Origin of the sequence: Streptomyces sp. NPDC093510, assembly GCF_040683555.1 — a bacterium.
Classification (GTDB): Bacteria; Actinomycetota; Actinomycetes; order Streptomycetales; family Streptomycetaceae; genus Streptomyces.
This window is the reverse complement of record NZ_JBFBEE010000003.1, coordinates 317427-334110: the sequence shown is the minus strand read 5'-3', so window position 1 is coordinate 334110 and position 16684 is coordinate 317427. Positions and strand designations below refer to the sequence as shown.

The following is a 16684-nucleotide window of genomic DNA, read 5'->3' as shown; positions in this document are numbered from 1 at the left end:
GCCTCCGCCTTGGCCAGTTCTCTGCGTCACGACGGGGGTACTCACCGCTATGAATGGTCTGCGTGCTTGAACGGAGCAACCGGAAGCATGAGCTGGAGGGGCAGAGCGTGATCCGGGTTCTACTCGTGCACGACGCCTGTCTGTTGCGAATGGCTCTGGCGGAACAACTCGCCCGTGAGCCGGATCTGGAGGTGTTCCACGCGCCGTGGTCGCACGCACGCGGCCGTCAGCGCAGCGTACGGCCGGACCTCTGCGTGGTGGACCTCGACGACGAGGCGACCTACGCCGCGGCTCCGCTCGGCGAGCTGACCGGGCCCTCGGCGCTGGGGAGGGGCTGCCGGGTCCTGGTGCTCACGACGGCCAACCGGCCGGGCCAGCTGCGGCGTGCGGCGGAGGCGGACGCGCTCGGATATGTCAATAAGGCGAGCCCGCCGGAACGGCTGCTCGCCGGGATCAGACAGGTGGCGGCAGGCCAGCGGTTCGTCGACGAATCGCTGGGATTCGGTTTTCTCAGGGCGGCTCAAATGCCGCTCACGCGACGGGAGTTGAGCGTTCTGTCACTTGCCGCCGGGGGCGCGTCGGTCGCCGAGATCGCGAACAGCCTCCATCTGTCCAACGGTACGGTGCGCAACTACATGGCCGCGATCACCCGGAAGACCGGGGCGCGGAACAGGATCGACGCGATAAGGATCTCGCAGGGCGAGGGGTGGGTGTGAGACGGCGTCCGCCTCACCCCAGTCGCCCGCCCCGTTGAGATCCCGGTAGAGGGAGGACAGCTCCATCAGCTCGTCGTGCCGCCCGCACAGGGCGTGTGCCCCGTCCATCACCAGGACGCGGTCGGCGCGGCGGGCCGAGCTGATGCGGTGGGCGATCACCACCAGGGTGCCGCCGGGACGGCCCGCGAAGGCCCGCTCGGCGCGCGACTCCGCGACCGGGTCGAGATGGCAGGTCGCCTCGTCGAGGACCGCCAGCGGGGCGGACGAGAGGTGGGCGCGGGTCAGCGCTATCAACTGCCTTTCACCTGCGGAGAGTTCGGAAGGCACGAGCTCTGCGCCGAGGCCGCCGAGCCGTTCGGCCAGCGCGGTCATGCCGACGGCTTCGGCGGCGGCCAGCATCTCCTGTTCCGGGACGGGGTCGGTCCGGAGGTAGCTCAGGTTGTCGCGGAGCGTCCCGGTGAAGACGTACGCCTCCTGCGGGATGAGGACGCGCCGCCCCACGGACCCCTCGCCGCGCACGGGCATACCGTCGACACGCACCTCTCCGGCGTCCGGTTCGAGGAGTCCGGCGATGATTCCGGCCAATGTGGACTTGCCGATCCCACTGGGTCCGACGACGGCGAGGTGCTCGCCGCGGTCGACGGTGAGCCGCAGGTCACGCAGGACGGGCTCGGCGTGGGGACCGTAGGCGAAGGTGAGGGAGGAGACCTGGAGGGCGGGGGTGGGGGCGAGGGTGGGGGCAGGAGCGGGGCTCCCGGCCTCGCGGGCCCCGGCGTCCGTGTCGGCGCGGACTGCCGTGTCCGTGTCGGCGCGGGCTGCCGCGTCCGTTTCGGCGCGGGCTGCCGTGTCCGTTTCGGCGCGGGCTGCCGCGTCCGTGCCGGCCTCCTTCGGGCCGCTCACCGTCCCGGCTTCCTGAGGCGGGTCCCACGTCAGGCGGCGCAGGACGATCGCCAGGCGGGAACCGCTCGCGCCCAGGCCGTTGACCAGGTTGTGCAGGGCGGGGAGCAGGGCCTGGGTGACGTAGGCGAGGGCGCCGACCAGGGCGCCCGGGGAGACCCCGTTGTCCAGGAGCCAGGGGCCCGTGGCGAGGAGCAGGACGAGCGGGAGCTGGCCGCCGGTCGCGAGGGCCGCCGTGCGCAGGACGCCCCAGCGGGCGAGGGCGGCGGCCGTCGAGTACTCCTGGGCGACGCCGCGGTCCAGGTCCTCGGCGACGCCCGGTTCCGCGCCGGCCGCCGCGACGTCCCGCAACCCCGGGCAGACGATGCCGAGTTGGCCCGCCAGCCGCTCGTCCGCGACCAGGAAGTCCTCCTGCCGCCGGGCCAGCGGGCGCAGCGACACCACGAAGAGGCCGATGCCGGCGAGGAGGGGCGGCGCCACCACGAGGAGCAGGAGCGGGTCGAGCGAGAACAGGCCGACGAGTGCGCCGACGGACGTGAAGATGAAGGAGCGGGAGACCATCACCAGGCCCGCGAAGGTGTCCCTGGCGATCTCCACCTGCTGAGTGAGCCGGGACACGGCGGCGCCGTCCGCGTCCCGCAGCCCGCGCCCGACGACCTGCCGCACGAGGCTGTCGCGCAGCGGCTCCACCAGGTCGGCGACCGCGCGGTACACCTGCCCCGTGCCGTACGCGGCGACCAGCACACCGAGGGCGGCCGCGCCGAGCCAGGCGAGGCCGACCGATTCGCGCCCGTCGAGGAAGCCGTCGTCCAGGGCGCGGGCGAGGGCGTATCCGGTGAGGAACGTCTGTCCTGTCTCCAGTACGGACCAGATCGCGAGCCGCACCACGACGGGCCACCTGCGCCGCAGGAACAGGACGCCTCGGCGGTAGGGGGACGTCGGCCTCACGCGCCGAACACCTCCCGGTACTCGGGCCGTTCCCACAGCTCCGCGTGGGTGCCGACCGCCCGGATGCGGCCCTCGTGCAGCCAGGCCACCGCGTCCGCGCGGGCCGCCGTCGCCGCACGGTGGGCGATGATCAGCCGGCTGCTGTGGGGGGTGTGGCGGAGCAGGGCCTCGGCGATGTGGTGTTCCGTCACCGTGTCGAGGCTCGACATCGCGTCGTCGAGGATCAGGAGGCGGCCGCCGCGCGCGAACGCCCGTGCCAGGCCGAGGCGTTGGGCCTCGCCTCCGGAGAGCGGCGCTTCGCCGCAGGGGGTGGCGTAGCCGTCGGGGAGGCGGGTGACGAAGGTGTCGGCGCGGGCCGCGCGGGCCGCGTCGCGGATGCGCTCCCGTCCCGGGCGGGGGGTTCCAAAACCGATCGTGTCCTCCAGGGTGTCGCCGAGCAGCGCGGGCCGCTCGAAGGCGTAGCCGACCTCGCGGCGCAGTTCCTCGCGGCTGAGCGAGTCGAGCGGGACGCCGTCGAGGCGTACGACTCCTTCGTCGGGGTCGGCGAGGCGGCCCGCGAGGGAGGCGAGCAGTGACTTGCCCGCGCCGGACCGGCCGACCACGGCGACCGTGGCGCCGGCGGGCACGGTCAGGTCGACGCCGTCGAGGACGGCGCGCCCGCCACGGGACGCCCTGACGCCGCGCAGCTCCAGCAGGCCGCCCTCGGGCGGGAGTCCGGCATCGCCGTACGCGGTCGGGGCCTCCTCGAGGACCTCGGCCAGGCGCCGGGCCGCGGCCCTGGCCCGTACCAGGCCGCCCAGTTGGCCGACGAGCATGCCGATGCCGGTGGCGAGGACCGCGTACCGGGTCGCGGCCAGCAGGTCGCCGACGCTGATGCGCTGGTGGAGCACGAGGTGGCCCGCCACCGCGGCGACGGCGAGCTGCAGGAGCGGCGCGACGGCGACGGCCTGCGCCTGGGAGCGGCCCTGGACCCGCCACATCCGGTGGCCGTGGCGGGCGAGTTCGGGGAGGGTGCGCAGGACGCGTGCTTCCTCTTTGTCCTCGGTGTGGGCCGCCGCGATGGTCCGTGCCCCGCCGATCGCCTCGCTGAGGCGGCCCGCGATGTCCCCCTGGACCCGCTGGTAGCGGGCCACGCAGTCGGAGGAGACGCGGACGAACGCCCGCAGGAGCAGGAAGAGGACGGGCGCGCCGATGACGAAGACGACGGCGAGCCAGCCGTCGATGAGGGCGAGGGCGACGACGGCGCCGACGGGCGTGACCAGGGCCGCGAGGAGCGCGGCGAAGGTGGCGGGCGCGATGCCCGCGTGGGCCGCGTTGTCGATGAGGCGCGCCACCAGGTCGCCGGGGGCGAAGCGCGCGGTGGCCCGCGGTCCGACGGCGAGTACGTGGCGGACGGCGCGGCCGCGCAGCCAGGCCGTGGTGCGGGCGTTGGTGGTGCCGGTGAGGACGCCGTCGACGGCGTCGAGGAGGGCGCTCGCGCCGATCAGCGCGGCGCACACGGCGATCCAGCGGGTGGCGTCGGTGCCGGCGCCGCCGCTCAGGTGGCCGGTGAGGACGGCGTCCAGGGCGCGGCCGATCGCGAGCGGCAGGAACAGGGTCGCGCCCGAGCCCGCGACGGCGCAGAGCGCGAGGACGGCGCAGCGTCCTGCGCTGTACCGGGTCGCGGCGCCCAGCAGGCGGGTGTCGGCAGCGGCTTGGTGCGGACGGGTGGTCGTCGTCGCCATGCGGTCCGGGTCTCCGTCGCCTCGTCTCCGGTGTTCCGTGGCGGTGGCAGTGGTGGACCCGGGCGGACCCCTCAGGGGTTACCGCCCGGGCCTTAAATGCCATGCCGCTCAGGTGCGGTCAGGCGTCAGAGACAGAGGATGACGCTGGCGTCGCTCCAGCAGAGGAGCAGACTCGCGAGGCTGCCGCCACCGCCGCCGCCGCCACCGGTCATCTCGTCGGATTCCATGCTCTGCAGGTCGAGAAGTGCCATGGTCTTGCCTCTCTCTCGGGGGATGTGCTCTTTTCCGTGCTGGTTGTGTCACGACCCCGCTGTGTCACGGGACCGGCTCTTGGGCTGCCGCAGGGGCGGCAGGAAGGGGACGTGCGCCGTGCCGTCACCGAGGGCGCCGGCGAGGGCGAGAAGGCAGCCCGCCGTCCCGGTGTGGAGGTCCATGGACAGGCGCAGCATCTGGTGTCCGGGGAAGGCGAGGTGACCGGCGTACGCCATGGTGAACCAGCCGAGTGCCTCGATCTGCGCGGCGACGTCCTCGGGTGTGATGCCGGGTGTGGTGCTGCGGTTGACGTGCAGCAGCAGTCCGGCCCTTCCCTGGAACAGTCCGGGCTGCACGCAGAAGCGCGAGCGTGCGGCGGCCAGGATGCCCGGCCGTACCGCCTCGAACGCGGCGTCGTCCCGGTGCGCGAGGTAGTCGTCGATGACCATGCCGATGCCGACGCTGCCGTCTCCGAGGTAGGGCATGGTGCGCCAGCCCTCGTTCACGGCGAGGCTGCCGTCCCGCTCCTGGGTGACGCACTGGGCGAGGTCCGCGCGCAGGGCGCGGGCCGCCAGGTCGAGGTGCGCGGGGTCCTTGCTCCGCTCGTACAGGCGCAGGAAGAGGAGGGCGGGGCCGGTGGCGCCGCGGAGCAGTCCGGCGCGTCGCCGCCCGTTCTTCGGGACGGGTTCTGCGTCTTCGGCGGCTTGGGCGGTGAGGCGTTCGCCGAGGATTTCGGCCGCCTGCTCCGCGTGCCGGGCGAGGGTGCTCTCACCGGTGCTCTGCGCGAGGGCGTCGAAGGCGAGGCCGACTCCTGCGAGGCCGCCGTACAGGTCGGAGGGGAGCCGTTGCCAGTTCTCCCGGAGGATGCCGTCGACGAGGTCGAGGGCGCGGGTGCGGTGGCCGAGCCTGTCGAGTACGTGGGCGATGCCGGCGAGACCGTCGTGCAGGCCGAGGGGGGTGCCGGTCGGGGCGGGCCCGGTGTGCTTCAGGAGCCATCTCTCGCCCTCTTCGTAGCGTTCGGCGCCGGATTCGGCGAGGGCGAGCAGCACGCCGGCCGCGCCGTGCGCGATGCCGAGGCCGCCGCCGTCGGCGAACTGGGCGATGTCGCCGGGGAAGAGCCGGTCGTCGCGGTCCGGGGTGGCCGAGGCGAGGATGGCCTCGACCATGGAGTCGCGGCTGTGCGGCCAGTCGGCGGGGTCGACCAGGGGGGCGGCCGCCGTCTTGCGGCTGGTGGCGCCGGCCCGTTCCCCCTTCTGGACGCCCCCCGCCGGGGCCTGTGCATCTCCCGCTGCGCGGGCCGGCGCCCGCTCGATCTCCGTCACCGCTTCGGCGAGGAACTCCTTGGGCACGTCGGGGAATTCGGACGCGATCACCTGGGCGAAGTGGGCCGCCTTGCCGCGGTCGATGGAGAGCAGCGAGGTGATCGGCAGGAAGAGTGCGAGCCGCAGGCAGGCGAGGGCGTAGCGGTCGATGTCGGTGCCGGTGCGGTCGGGCGGGGCGAGGAAACCGGGGTGCGCGACGATCTGGCGGCCCGGGTCGCCCACGGCGGCGGCCGCCTCGAAGTCGAGGAGCGACACGGACTGTTCGTCGGGCGCGACCATGATGTTGAAGAGGTGCAGGTCGTTGAAGACGACGCCCCGCTCGTGCACGGCGGTGACCGCCTCTTCGACGGCGCGGTGCATGCGCAGCGCCCAGGCCGTGTAGTCGGCGATGGCGGTGTCGTCGGGCTCGCTGGTGCACAGCGGGTGCCGGTGGGCGAAGAACGAGTTGAGGGTGGACCCTTCGAGGAAGTCCATGACGAGGAAGCGGTGGCCGTCGAGGATGAACCAGTCGCGCACCTCGGGGGCGACGCCGAGTCCGGAGAGCTTCTCCAGGGCGTCCTTCTCGCGTTCGAGCCGGGCCACGGCGTCGGCGCCGTCGGAGGCGAGTCCGGCGTGCGGGCGGCCCTCCTTGAGGACGACCTTGCTGCCGTCGCGGGTGTCGGTGCCTGCGTAGACGCCGCCGCCGTTGGAGAAGTGCAGGGCCTTCTCGATGCGGTACGGCAGGTCGGTGACGGTCGTGGTGTTGCGGGCCGCGAGCTGCGGTTCGAGGAAGGAGGGCAGCGTCACCCAGGCGGGGACCTTGAAGGCGGGGTCGCGCGGGTCGGGTACGAGCTGTCCCTCGCCGTCCTCGATGGCGGGGACCATCGTGCCTTTGCCGTCGTCGCACATGCGGCGGGTGAACGCGCCGTACCGGACGTACAGCGGGCCCTGCCGCCAGCGCAGGTCGGTGAGGATGTAGGGGCCGTCGGTGCCGTCGAGGAGGTCGCCCAGCTCTTCGAGTATGCGCTGGAGTTGCGTCTCGTCGGCCGGGTAGACGGTGACGGCCTTGCCGCTGTGGTCGCGTCCCGCGTACTTGCTGTTGCGCAGGTGCAGGAGGTGCTTGGCCGGCACGAACTTGAAGGGTATGCCGCGGGCCACGCAGTAGTCCCACACCGTCGACGCGACGCGGTCCGCGTTCTCCAGCGTGGCGGAGACGTGGACCTTCCAGCCCTGCTGGGGCGCGGGGAGGGCGGCTCCGGCGTCGTCCACCGGGACGAGGGAGAGCCAGTCACCTATGCGGCCCGAGCGCCAGCCGGCGGGGACGGGGCGGGCGGCCACCGGGTACTCCGGGGCGCTCGAATTGCCTTTGGACGACAGTCGGTCCGGGGTCTCGTAGAAGTACCTGTCGGCCAGGCAGTAGACCTCGTACCGCTTGTCCATGGTGTCCCCTCACTGCTCGGCGTGGCAGTGACATTTCCAGGACGCCGGGAGACAGAACAGTCACGAGTGTCATCAGATCACCGTGCGGAACGCATGCGTAAAGTCACGTTCGCTCATGTTCGAGAGCACAGAATATCCGTCGGCAGGACAAATGGCGACACCCGCGCCGCCGTGGGGTCAACGGGGCGCGGGTGTATTCCTGTTGAGATCTCCGGGTTGTCACTCCTCCGGCGGGAACACGGTCTCCCCGCCGTCCGCCAGCGCGATGGTGATCGCCTCGACCGGGCAGCCCTCCGCGGCCTCCAGGACCTTTTCGTTGGCGTCGGTCTCGGGCGCGGTGGGGTGTGACTGGCGGGCGGTGTCCAGCTCGAAGCCGCCGGGCGCGGTGAGCACGCACATCCCGGAGCCGATGCAGACCGACCGGTCGACCTCGACGTGCCAGCGGTCGCCCATCAGGCGCCACTCCCCTCATATCCGGCGGGGAGGTGGATCATCTTGTGCTCGAAGTACTCGCCGTACCCCTCGGGGCCGAACTCGCGCCCGAGGCCGGAGTTCTTGTAGCCGCCGAAGGGGCCGAGCATGTCGAGGCTGAAGGTGTTCACGGAGTACGTTCCCGTGCGCACCCGGCGCGCGATCTCGATGCCGTGCTCGACGTCGGCGGTCCAGACGCTGCCGCTGAGCCCGTAGTCGGAGTCGTTGGCGATCTTCACCGCCTCGCTCTCCTCGCCGTACGGCAGCAGGCAGATGACGGGCCCGAAGATCTCCTCGCGGGCGATGCGCATCGAGTTGTCGACGCCGCCGAACAGCGTCGGTTCGACGTACCAGCCCTGGTCGAGGCCGGGCGGGCGGCCGCCGCCCGCGAGGATCTTGGCGCCCTCCTCCTGGCCGATGCGGATGTAGTCGAGGGACCGCTGCTGCTGCCGCCGGGCGACGAGCGGGCCGAGTTCGGTGGCGGGGTCGAGGGGGTCGCCGATCTTGAAGGCGGAGGCGGCGGCGGCGAAGGCCTCGGCGAACTCGTCGTAGCGGGTGCGCGGCACGAGGATGCGGGTCTGGGCCACACACGCCTGGCCGTTGATCATCCAGGCGAACGGGGTGATGCCCGCGACCGCGCTCGCCGCGTCGGCGTCCGGCAGGACGACGGCGGCCGACTTGCCGCCGAGCTCCAGCGTCACGCGCGTCAGATTGCGGGCCGCGACCTCCATGACGCGCTTGCCCGCGGCGACGGACCCGGTGAAGGACACCTTGTCGACGTCGGGGTGCCCGACGAGGTACTCGCTCACCTCGCGGTCCGCGGAGATGATCGAGAGCACGCCTTCGGGCAGGCCGGCCTCGGCGGCCAGCTCGGCGAGGATGTAGGCGTCGAGGGGCGCCTCCGGGGAGGTCTTGAGGATCACCGGGCAGCCGGCGAGGAGTGCGGGCGCCAGTTTGGCGGCGGCGGTGAACTGCGGGACGTTCCAGGGCACTACGGCCGCGACGACGCCCATCGGCTCGCGCCGGACGAGGATCTTGCCGAGGACTCCGTCGCGCGCCTCCTCGTACCGGAAGTCGCGGGCGACGGTGATCGCCGCGTCCCACACCATCATCGCGGCGAGGGCCTGCACCATCACGCTGGATGTGTACGGGGTGCCGTTCTCGGAGCTGATGACGCGGGCGATCTCCTCGTGGCGTACCGCGAAACCGTCCTTGATCCTGGTGATGACCTCGATGCGCTCGTCCAGGGTCATCCGCGGCCAGGGCCCGTGCTCGAAGGCCCTGCGGGCGGCGGCGACGGCGCGGTCGACGTCGGCGGGTGCCGCGTGCGGCACGCGGGCGAAGACCTCGCCGGTGTGCGGGGAGACGACGTCGATGACGCCCTTGCCGAGCGGGTCCACCAACTCCCCGCCGATGAACAGCTGTCCGTGTTCCACGAGCTCGGTCATGGCTGACTGCCTCCTGCGGGACGGTTTCTGACGCCGTTTCAGAACTGGTACCAGTTCTAGTTGGCCGAGCCCACGGAGGGAAGGGGCAACTCGCCCCCGGGTCAGTCGACTTGGGCGACCATTGAAACTAGTTCTAGTTATAGTGACGGCATCCGGCGACGAGAGACGAGGCCCTCATGACCCCGCAGGTGACAGACCCGCCGGTGACCGAGCACGGCGGCGGCGTCTGGAGCATCAAGGTCCCGATCCCCGACAACCCCCTCGGCTTCACCCTCGTCCACCTCCTGGACACCGACGCGGGCCCCGTCCTCATCGACACCGGCTGGGACGACCCGACGTCCTGGGACACCCTCGTCGCCGGGCTCGACGCGTGCGGCGTCGCGGTCGAGGACGTGCACGGCGTCGTCATCACCCACCACCACCCCGACCACCACGGCCTCTCCCAGAAGGTCCGGGACGTCTCCGGGGCGTGGATCGCCATGCACGAGGCCGACGCGTCCGTGGTCCACCGCACCCGCTCGAACCCCCCGGACCGCTGGTACGCGTACCTGGTCGACAAGCTCACGGCCGCCGGCGCCCCCGCCGACCACGTCGCCCCGCTGATCCGCGCCCGGGACGAGGGCCGTCCCCGCAAGCTCCCCGGCCTCGCGCCCGCCCTCCCCGACCGCGGCATCGCCCCCGGCGAACTGCTCGCCCTGCCGGGACGCAGGCTCCGCGCCATCTGGACCCCGGGCCACACGCCGGGCCACGTCTGCCTGCACCTGGAGGAGGACCACCCCACGGGCCTGCCCGGCAACGGCCGCCTCTTCTCGGGCGACCACCTGCTGCCCGGCATCACCCCGCACATCGGCCTGTACGAGGACCCGGACGCCGAGACCGCGACCGACCCTTCCCCAAGCTCTCGGCTTCGATCGAGCAGCGGAGACCCCCTCGGCGACTACCTGGACTCCCTGGAACGCGTCGGCCGCCTCGCCCCGGCCGAGATCCTCCCCGCCCACCAGCACACGTTCACCGACGCCCCCGCCCGCGTCCGCGAGCTCCTGGCCCACCACGAGGAACGCCTGACCGGACTCCTCGCCCTGCTCGCCGAGCCCCTCACCCCCTGGCAGATCGCCGCGCGCATGGAGTGGAACCGCCCCTGGGCGGAGATCCCCTACGGCTCGCGCAACATCGCCGTCTCGGAGGCCGAGGCGCATGTGCGGCGCCTGGTGAAGCTGGGCCGCGCGGAGGCCGTGCAGGGGAGCGATCCGGTCACGTTCGTGGCGGTGTGACCCGGGGCGCGCGCCGACCGGCCGGTAGAGTGGGCGCGTCGTCCTCACGTCCAGCAGGGGGAAGCCGGTGCGAATCCGGCGCTGACCCTTCCCCGAGCTCTCGGCTTCGCTCGAGCGGGGGAGGCCCCAATCCGTCAACCACGGAACGTGGTGAGCCGGAATGCCCAGCGGGACGTGACCGGCTCGCTTCATCGGGACCCCCGATGAGCGGCACCGTCGAGGTATACGGAGCCGGAGCCGCCCGGTAGCCGTGCTCGCACGCGCCGTGCCGCCCCGCTCCCCGCAGGGAGAGGCAACCCGCCGCATCATGAACGTTCGCCGCAGCGCCGCGGTCCTGGCCGCCGTCGCCGTGTTCAGCTCGGTGGCAGCACCAGCCGCCTTCGCGGATAGGGGCCTCCCCCAGGTCGAGCGAAGCCGAGAGCTAGGGGAAGCCAAGCCGTCGCCCTCGACCGCGCTCCCCTCGGGCCTCTACGGCAAGAGCGACCCCAAGTTCGACGGCGTCTTCCGCCAGTCGTACGCCCTGCTCGCCCAGCACACCGAAGGCGTGCGGCCCGCCACGAAGGCCGTGGACTGGCTGACCGGGCAGCAGTGCGCCAGTGGCGGCTTCGCGGCGTACCGCGCGGACGCGACCGAGCCGTGCGACTCCAAGACCGCGGTCGACAGCAACTCCACCGCCGCCGCCGTACAGGCCCTCGCCGCGCTCGGCCACGAGGACGCCACGGTCAAGAAGGGCGTCGACTGGCTGAAGTCCGTGCAGAACAAGGACGGCGGCTGGGGCAACAACCCGGGGCTGCCCTCCGACGCGAACTCCACCGGCATCGTGGTCGGCGCGCTCGCCGCCGCGGGCCGCAACCCCGCCGACATGAAGTCGCAGGACGGCAAGTCCGCCTACGACGCGCTGCCGAAGCTCGCCATGGACTGCGGCAAGGACGGCGGCGCCTTCGGCCTCGCCGACGCCAAGTCCGGCAAGCTCGCGCCGAACGCCTACGCCACCGCCGCCGGGGTGCTCGGCAGCCTCGGCAAGGGCCTCGTCGTCACCGCGCCCAAGAAGTCCGAGGACACCGCGCCCAAGTGCGCGAAGCCGGACACCGCCACGCAGGCCGCGAGCAACGGCGTCGGCTATCTGCTCGACACCCTCGGCAAGACCGACGACCACCTGATGTCGTCGATGCCGGGTTCCACGGACCAGCCGGACTTCGGCACCACCGCAGACTCCGTGCTCGCCCTCGCCGCCGCGGGACAGGGCGAGCGGGCCGAGAAGTCCGCCGAGTGGCTCGCGGAGAACTCCGCGGACTGGGCGAAGCAGTCCGGCCCGGCCGCGTACTCCAAGCTGATCTTCGCCGCGCACGCGGCCGGTCTGGACCCGCGCGACTTCGGCGGCGCCGACCTCGTCAAGCAGCTGAACGCGCAGGGCCCGGCCCCGCAGGACGCGGACTCCTCCGCCAAGGCGGACGCGGACGAGGAGAAGACCGACGACGACGGCGGCGTCAGCGTCTGGTGGATCATCGGCGTCGGCATGGTCGCCGGCATCGGCATCGGCTTCCTGTACAGCGGCAACCGCAAGAAGCAGCAGCCGTGACGCGGGGCCGTGTGCGGCGCGGCTCCGCGGTCGGCGTCCTCCTCGCCGTCCTGCTGGGCGTCCTCGCCGCCGCGCCCGCCCAGGCCGCCGGCTACCGCTACTGGTCGTTCTGGGAGCGGGACGGCGACCGGTGGACGTACGCCAGCCAGGGGCCCGGCACCGCGCGCCCCGAGGACGGCGACGTGCAGGGGTTCCGCTTCTCCGTCTCCGACGACTCGAAGGACTCGGCGCGGCCGCGCGGCTCCGCCGGCTTCAAGGAGATCTGCGCGAGCACACCCGCCGAGGACGGCCGCAAGCGGGTCGGCCTCGTCATCGACTTCGGCCTGCCGAAGGACGCCCCCGAGGGCGAGCGGCCGCCCGCGCCCCGCACGGCCTGCGCGCGGGTCGACTCCGACGCCACCAGCGCGGACGCCCTCGCCTCTGTCGCCAAGCCGCTGCGCTACGACACGAAGGCGCTGCTCTGCGCCATCGACGGCTACCCGAAGTCGGGCTGCGGCGAGCAGGTCGGCGGAGACCGGGCCACCGAGTCGCAGCCCGCTAACGACGCCGACTCCGGCTCCGGCTCCGGCTCCGGTTCCGGCTCCGGTTCCGGCTCCGGCTCCGACGGCGGGCCCTCCCTCGGCATCGTCGCCGGGATCGCCGCGATCGCGGTGCTCGGCGGTGCCGCGATCTGGCAGGCCAGGCGTCGTCGCGGCTGACGCCGCCGGCCCGTCCATCGACACGGACCCGCACACGGACCCGCACACGGACACGGACACGGACCCGCACACGGACACGGACAGCACCATGACCGAGCACGGCAGCAGCGCGTCCGGACCCCTCCGGCGCCGCCTCGCCCCCGAGGCGCACCGGAGCAACGCCCTGCATCCGGGCGCCTGGTGGGTGTGGGCCATCGGCCTCGGCACCGCGGCGTCCCGCACGACGAATCCGCTGCTGCTCGGGATGCTGATCGGGGTCGCCGGCTATGTGGTGGCGGCGCGGCGGACGTCGGCGCCGTGGGCGAAGTCGTACGGCGCGTTCGTGAAGCTGGGGCTCGCGGTCATCGTGATCCGGCTGGTCTTCGCGATCGTGCTCGGCTCGCCGATCCCCGGCACGCACACCGTCGTCACGCTGCCCGAGGTGCCGCTGCCCGACTGGGCGAGGGGCGTGCGGATCGGTGGCCGCGTCACGGCCGAGGGCCTGACCTTCGCGCTCTACGACGGGATCAGGCTGGCCGGCCTGCTGATCTGTGTCGGCGCCGCGAACGCCCTCGCCAGCCCGGCCCGGCTGCTGAAGTCGCTGCCGGGCGCGCTGTACGAGGTGGGGGTCGCCGTCGTCGTGGCGATGACGTTCGCGCCGAACCTCATCATCGACGTACAGCGGCTGCGGGCCGCCCGGCGGCTGCGGGGCCGCCCCGACAAGGGAATGCGCGGGCTGCTGCAGGTGGGGCTGCCCGTCCTGGAGGACGCGCTGGAGCGGTCGGTCGCGCTGGCCGCCGCCATGGACGCGCGCGGCTTCGGCCGCACCGTCCCCGTGCCCGCCGGGGTGCGCAGGGCGACGGCCGTGCTGACGCTCGGCGGCCTGGTGGGCGTCTGCGTGGGGACGTACGGACTGCTGACCGCGGCAGGCGCCTCGTACGGCCTGGCCTTCCTCCTCGTCGGCCTGCTCGCCGCACTCGCGGGGCTGCGGCTCGGCGGCCGCCGTTCGGTGCGCACCCGCTACCGGCCCGATCCGTGGGGCACGCGCGCCTGGCTGGTCGCCGGGTCGGGGATCGCGGTGGCGGGGCTGGTCATCCGGGCCGCGGTGAGCGACCCGGCCGCGCTGCACCCGGGGGTCGTGCCGCTGGTCGCGCCGACGCTGCCGCTGTGGCCCGCCGCGGCGGTGCTGATCGGCCTGCTGCCGGCGTTCGTGGCGCCGGTCCCCGCCGAGTCCTCCCAGCGGGACCGGCGGCCCCAGAAGAACGTGAAGGACCAGAAGGAGACGTCATGATCTGTTTCGAGGACGTCTCCGTGACGTACGAGGGGAGCGCGGGGCCCACCGTCCAGGGGGTCGATATCACCGTCCCCGAGGGCGAGCTCGTGCTCCTCGTCGGCCCGTCCGGGGTCGGCAAGTCGACGCTGCTCGGCACCGTGAGCGGGCTCGTGCCGCACTTCACGGGCGGCACCCTGCGCGGCCGCGTCACGGTGGCGGGCCGCGACACCCGCACGCACAAGCCGCGCGAACTCGCCGACGTCGTCGGCACGGTCGGCCAGGACCCCCTCGCGCACTTCGTGACGGACACCGTCGAGGACGAGCTGGCGTACGGCATGGAGTCGCTGGGCCTCGCCCCGGACGTGATGCGCCGCCGCGTCGAGGAGACCCTGGACCTGCTCGGCCTCGCCGACCTGCGCGACCGCCCCATCGCGACCCTGTCGGGCGGCCAGCGGCAGCGCGTCGCCATCGGCTCGGTCCTCACCCCGCACCCGCGGGTCCTCGTCCTCGACGAGCCGACGTCCGCGCTCGACCCGGCCGCCGCCGAGGAGGTCCTCGCCGTACTGCAGCGGCTCGTCCACGACCTGGGCACCACGGTCCTGATGGCCGAACACCGCTTGGAGCGGGTCGTGCAGTACGCGGACCAGGTGCTGCTGCTCGGCGCGCCGGGCGAGCCGCCGGTGCTGGGCGACCCGGCCGCTCTGATGGCCCGCTCCCCCGTCTTTCCCCCGGTGGTCGCGCTCGGCCGCCTCGCGGGCTGGTCACCGCTGCCGCTGACCGTGCGGGACGCGCGGCGCATGGCGGGCGCGCTCCGGGAGCGGCTCGCGGGCGCCGGGCCGCGGCGCGAGGAGGCACCGGCCGGACCGTCGGCGGGTCGGACGCCCGGCCGGTGGACCCGGCTGCGCAAGGACCGCACTCCCAAAGGACATGGGTCGCAGGCGAAGGGCCCTAACCAGGACGAGGCGCCGGTCGCCGTCGTCGAGCGCCTCGCCGTGCGCCGCGGCCGCGTCGAGGCGCTGCGCCGCGTCGACCTGACCGTCACGCCCGGCGAGACCGTCGCCCTCATGGGCCGCAACGGCGCCGGGAAGTCCACGCTCCTGTCCACCCTGGTCGGCCTGCTCGAACCCACATCGGGCACCGTCCGCGTCGGCGGCGCCGTCCCCCACCGCACGGCCCCGCGCCACCTGATCCGGCACGTCGGCCTGGTCCCCCAGGAGCCGCGCGACCTGCTGTACGCGGACACCGTGGCCGCCGAGTGCGCGGCCGCCGACCGTGACGCGGGCGCGGCGCCGGGGTCGTGCCGCGCCCTGGTGAGCGAGCTGCTGCCCGGCATCGCGGACGACACGCACCCCCGGGACCTCTCCGAGGGGCAGCGCCTGGCGCTCGCCCTCTCCATCGTCCTGGCCACGCGCCCGCCCCTGCTCCTCCTGGACGAGCCGACCCGCGGTCTCGACTACGCGGCCAAGGCGCGGCTGGTCGGGATTCTGCGGGGGCTCGCGGCCGAAGGGCACGCGATCGTGCTGGCCACGCACGACGTGGAACTGGCCGCCGAGATCGCCCACCGCGTGGTGATCCTCGCGGACGGCGAGGTCGTCGCGGACGGCCCGACCGAGCAGATCGTGGTGTCGTCGCCGTCCTTCGCGCCGCAGGTCACGAAGATCCTCGCGCCGCAGGAGTGGCTGACGGTGGCGCAGGTGCGCCGGGCTCTCGGCACGGGCGGGGAGGACCTCTCGTGACGGCCTCGGGGGTCCGCCCCATCCGCCTGGGGCGCCGCTCTGTCGCCGCGCTCGCACTGGTCAGCGCCGTCGGCGTGGTCGCGTTCGGGTGGCCGCTGCTCGCGGACGGCGATTCGGGGCTCAGCGATCACGCGCAGGACGCGCCCTGGCTGTTCGCGGCGTTGCTTCCGCTCCTCATCGCCGTGGTGGTGGCGACCATCGCGGACGCCGGTCTGGACGCGAAGGCCATCGCGATGCTGGGTGTGCTGGCCGCGGCCGGTGCGGCGCTGCGGCCGCTGGGCGCGGGGACGGCGGGCATCGAGCCGATGTTCTTCCTGATGGTGCTGAGCGGGCGGGTGCTCGGGCCGGGCTTCGGGTTCGTGCTCGGTGCGGTGTCGATGTTCGCGTCGGCGCTGCTGACCGGTGGTGTCGGGCCGTGGATGCCGTTCCAGATGCTGTCGATGGGCTGGGTCTGCATGGGCGCCGGGCTGCTGCCGGGGCCCGACACCCTGCGCGGTCGCCGTGAGCTGTGGCTGCTCGCGGTGTACGGGGCGGCGTCCTCCGTCCTGTACGGCACGGTGATGAATCTGCAGGGCTGGACCTATCTCGCCGGTTCGGCCACCGGTGTCTCCTTCGTGCCGGGCGATCCCCTCCTGGACAACCTCGGCCGTTTCGTCGCGTACTGCCTGGCGACCTCGCTCGGCTGGGACCTGCCGCGGGCCGTGGTCACCGTGCTGCTGAGCCTCACGCTCGGTCCTGCCGTGCTGAAGGCGCTGCGGCGGGCCACGCGCCGGGCCGCGTTCGAGGCGCCGGTCACATTCGAGGCCCCGAAGACGTGAGGGAGCCGCTGCGCTCCGTCACATCGGGGGCTTTCCTGAGTGAGGCGGCCCACAGGACCTTGGTCCTCTACGAAAGAGGCCCGTAGCCGAAGATGCTTGATGTACATGCATCAATCCCCGCGCTGACCTGGGC

General features: G+C 73.3%; 12 protein-coding genes and 1 pseudogene. 7 read left to right on the top strand and 6 right to left on the bottom strand.

Translation table 11 applies throughout. The annotated features are described in order from the left end of the window. Positions 1-53: 53 nt before the first annotated feature. Positions 54-632 (top strand): annotated as a pseudogene (locus AB0N81_RS06255) (response regulator transcription factor); the annotation flags it as partial. Here the strand turns inward: AB0N81_RS06255 and AB0N81_RS06250 are convergent. From AB0N81_RS06250 to AB0N81_RS06225, 6 genes are all read right to left on the bottom strand, one after another. Then, positions 558-2561 (bottom strand): ABC transporter ATP-binding protein, encoded by a 2004-nt coding sequence (locus AB0N81_RS06250; RefSeq protein WP_365356135.1) that lies wholly within the window; start codon positions 2559-2561, stop codon positions 558-560. The pseudogene AB0N81_RS06255 and the gene AB0N81_RS06250 overlap by 75 nt on opposite strands. Continuing rightward, positions 2558-4285: an ABC transporter ATP-binding protein gene (locus AB0N81_RS06245; protein WP_365356133.1), complete on the bottom strand. Its 1728-nt coding sequence runs from the start codon at positions 4283-4285 to the stop codon at positions 2558-2560. The genes AB0N81_RS06250 and AB0N81_RS06245 overlap by 4 nt, the downstream gene beginning before the upstream one ends. Before the next feature lie 125 nt (positions 4286-4410). Next, positions 4411-4536, bottom strand: a complete 126-nt coding sequence (locus AB0N81_RS06240; RefSeq protein ID WP_365356131.1) for a SapB/AmfS family lanthipeptide — start codon at positions 4534-4536, stop codon at positions 4411-4413. A gap of 48 nt (positions 4537-4584) precedes the next feature. Beyond that, complete coding sequence (lanKC, locus tag AB0N81_RS06235) at positions 4585-7278, bottom strand: class III lanthionine synthetase LanKC (protein ID WP_365356130.1); 2694 nt, start codon at positions 7276-7278, stop codon at positions 4585-4587. Positions 7279-7497: 219 nt separating this feature from the next. Continuing rightward, positions 7498-7731: a ferredoxin gene (locus AB0N81_RS06230; protein WP_365356128.1), complete on the bottom strand. Its 234-nt coding sequence runs from the start codon at positions 7729-7731 to the stop codon at positions 7498-7500. After that, positions 7731-9197 (bottom strand): aldehyde dehydrogenase, encoded by a 1467-nt coding sequence (locus tag AB0N81_RS06225; RefSeq protein WP_365356126.1) that lies wholly within the window; start codon positions 9195-9197, stop codon positions 7731-7733. Before AB0N81_RS06225 ends, AB0N81_RS06230 begins: the two co-directional genes overlap by 1 nt. 176 nt (positions 9198-9373) lie before the next feature. On the opposite strand from AB0N81_RS06225, the gene AB0N81_RS06220 reads away from it, so the two are divergent. The 6 genes from AB0N81_RS06220 (at position 9374) to AB0N81_RS06195 (ending at position 16551) form a co-directional block, all read left to right on the top strand. Then, complete coding sequence (locus AB0N81_RS06220) at positions 9374-10468, top strand: MBL fold metallo-hydrolase (RefSeq protein WP_365356125.1); 1095 nt, start codon at positions 9374-9376, stop codon at positions 10466-10468. Between the two features lie 307 nt (positions 10469-10775). Then, positions 10776-12047 (top strand): prenyltransferase/squalene oxidase repeat-containing protein, encoded by a 1272-nt coding sequence (locus AB0N81_RS06215; protein WP_365356123.1) that lies wholly within the window; start codon positions 10776-10778, stop codon positions 12045-12047. Next, positions 12044-12745, top strand: coding sequence for an SCO2322 family protein (locus tag AB0N81_RS06210; RefSeq protein ID WP_365356121.1), 702 nt, complete (start codon positions 12044-12046; stop codon positions 12743-12745). The genes AB0N81_RS06215 and AB0N81_RS06210 overlap by 4 nt, the downstream gene beginning before the upstream one ends. An 88-nt stretch (positions 12746-12833) precedes the next feature. Beyond that, on the top strand, positions 12834-14015 hold the full coding sequence (locus AB0N81_RS06205; RefSeq protein WP_365356386.1) for an energy-coupling factor transporter transmembrane component T: 1182 nt from the start codon (positions 12834-12836) through the stop codon (positions 14013-14015). Further along, positions 14012-15733 (top strand): ATP-binding cassette domain-containing protein, encoded by a 1722-nt coding sequence (locus tag AB0N81_RS06200; protein WP_365356120.1) that lies wholly within the window; start codon positions 14012-14014, stop codon positions 15731-15733. Before AB0N81_RS06205 ends, AB0N81_RS06200 begins: the two co-directional genes overlap by 4 nt. Continuing rightward, positions 15730-16551, top strand: a complete 822-nt coding sequence (locus AB0N81_RS06195) for an ECF transporter S component (protein ID WP_365356118.1) — start codon at positions 15730-15732, stop codon at positions 16549-16551. Before AB0N81_RS06200 ends, AB0N81_RS06195 begins: the two co-directional genes overlap by 4 nt. Positions 16552-16684 lie beyond the last annotated feature (133 nt).

What these genes read in the sequence shown, in the direction of transcription:
- AB0N81_RS06245 (WP_365356133.1), bottom strand. Translation starts at nt 4,285, where the DNA reads ATGGCGACGACGACCACCCGTCCGCACCAAGCCGCTGCCGACACCCGC.
- AB0N81_RS06240 (WP_365356131.1), bottom strand. Translation starts at nt 4,536, where the DNA reads ATGGCACTTCTCGACCTGCAGAGCATGGAATCCGACGAGATGACCGGT.
- lanKC (WP_365356130.1), bottom strand. Translation starts at nt 7,278, where the DNA reads ATGGACAAGCGGTACGAGGTCTACTGCCTGGCCGACAGGTACTTCTAC.
- AB0N81_RS06230 (WP_365356128.1), bottom strand. Translation starts at nt 7,731, where the DNA reads ATGGGCGACCGCTGGCACGTCGAGGTCGACCGGTCGGTCTGCATCGGC.
- AB0N81_RS06225 (WP_365356126.1), bottom strand. Translation starts at nt 9,197, where the DNA reads ATGACCGAGCTCGTGGAACACGGACAGCTGTTCATCGGCGGGGAGTTG.
- AB0N81_RS06220 (WP_365356125.1), top strand. Translation starts at nt 9,374, where the DNA reads ATGACCCCGCAGGTGACAGACCCGCCGGTGACCGAGCACGGCGGCGGC.
- AB0N81_RS06215 (WP_365356123.1), top strand. Translation starts at nt 10,776, where the DNA reads ATGAACGTTCGCCGCAGCGCCGCGGTCCTGGCCGCCGTCGCCGTGTTC.
- AB0N81_RS06205 (WP_365356386.1), top strand. Translation starts at nt 12,834, where the DNA reads ATGACCGAGCACGGCAGCAGCGCGTCCGGACCCCTCCGGCGCCGCCTC.
- AB0N81_RS06200 (WP_365356120.1), top strand. Translation starts at nt 14,012, where the DNA reads ATGATCTGTTTCGAGGACGTCTCCGTGACGTACGAGGGGAGCGCGGGG.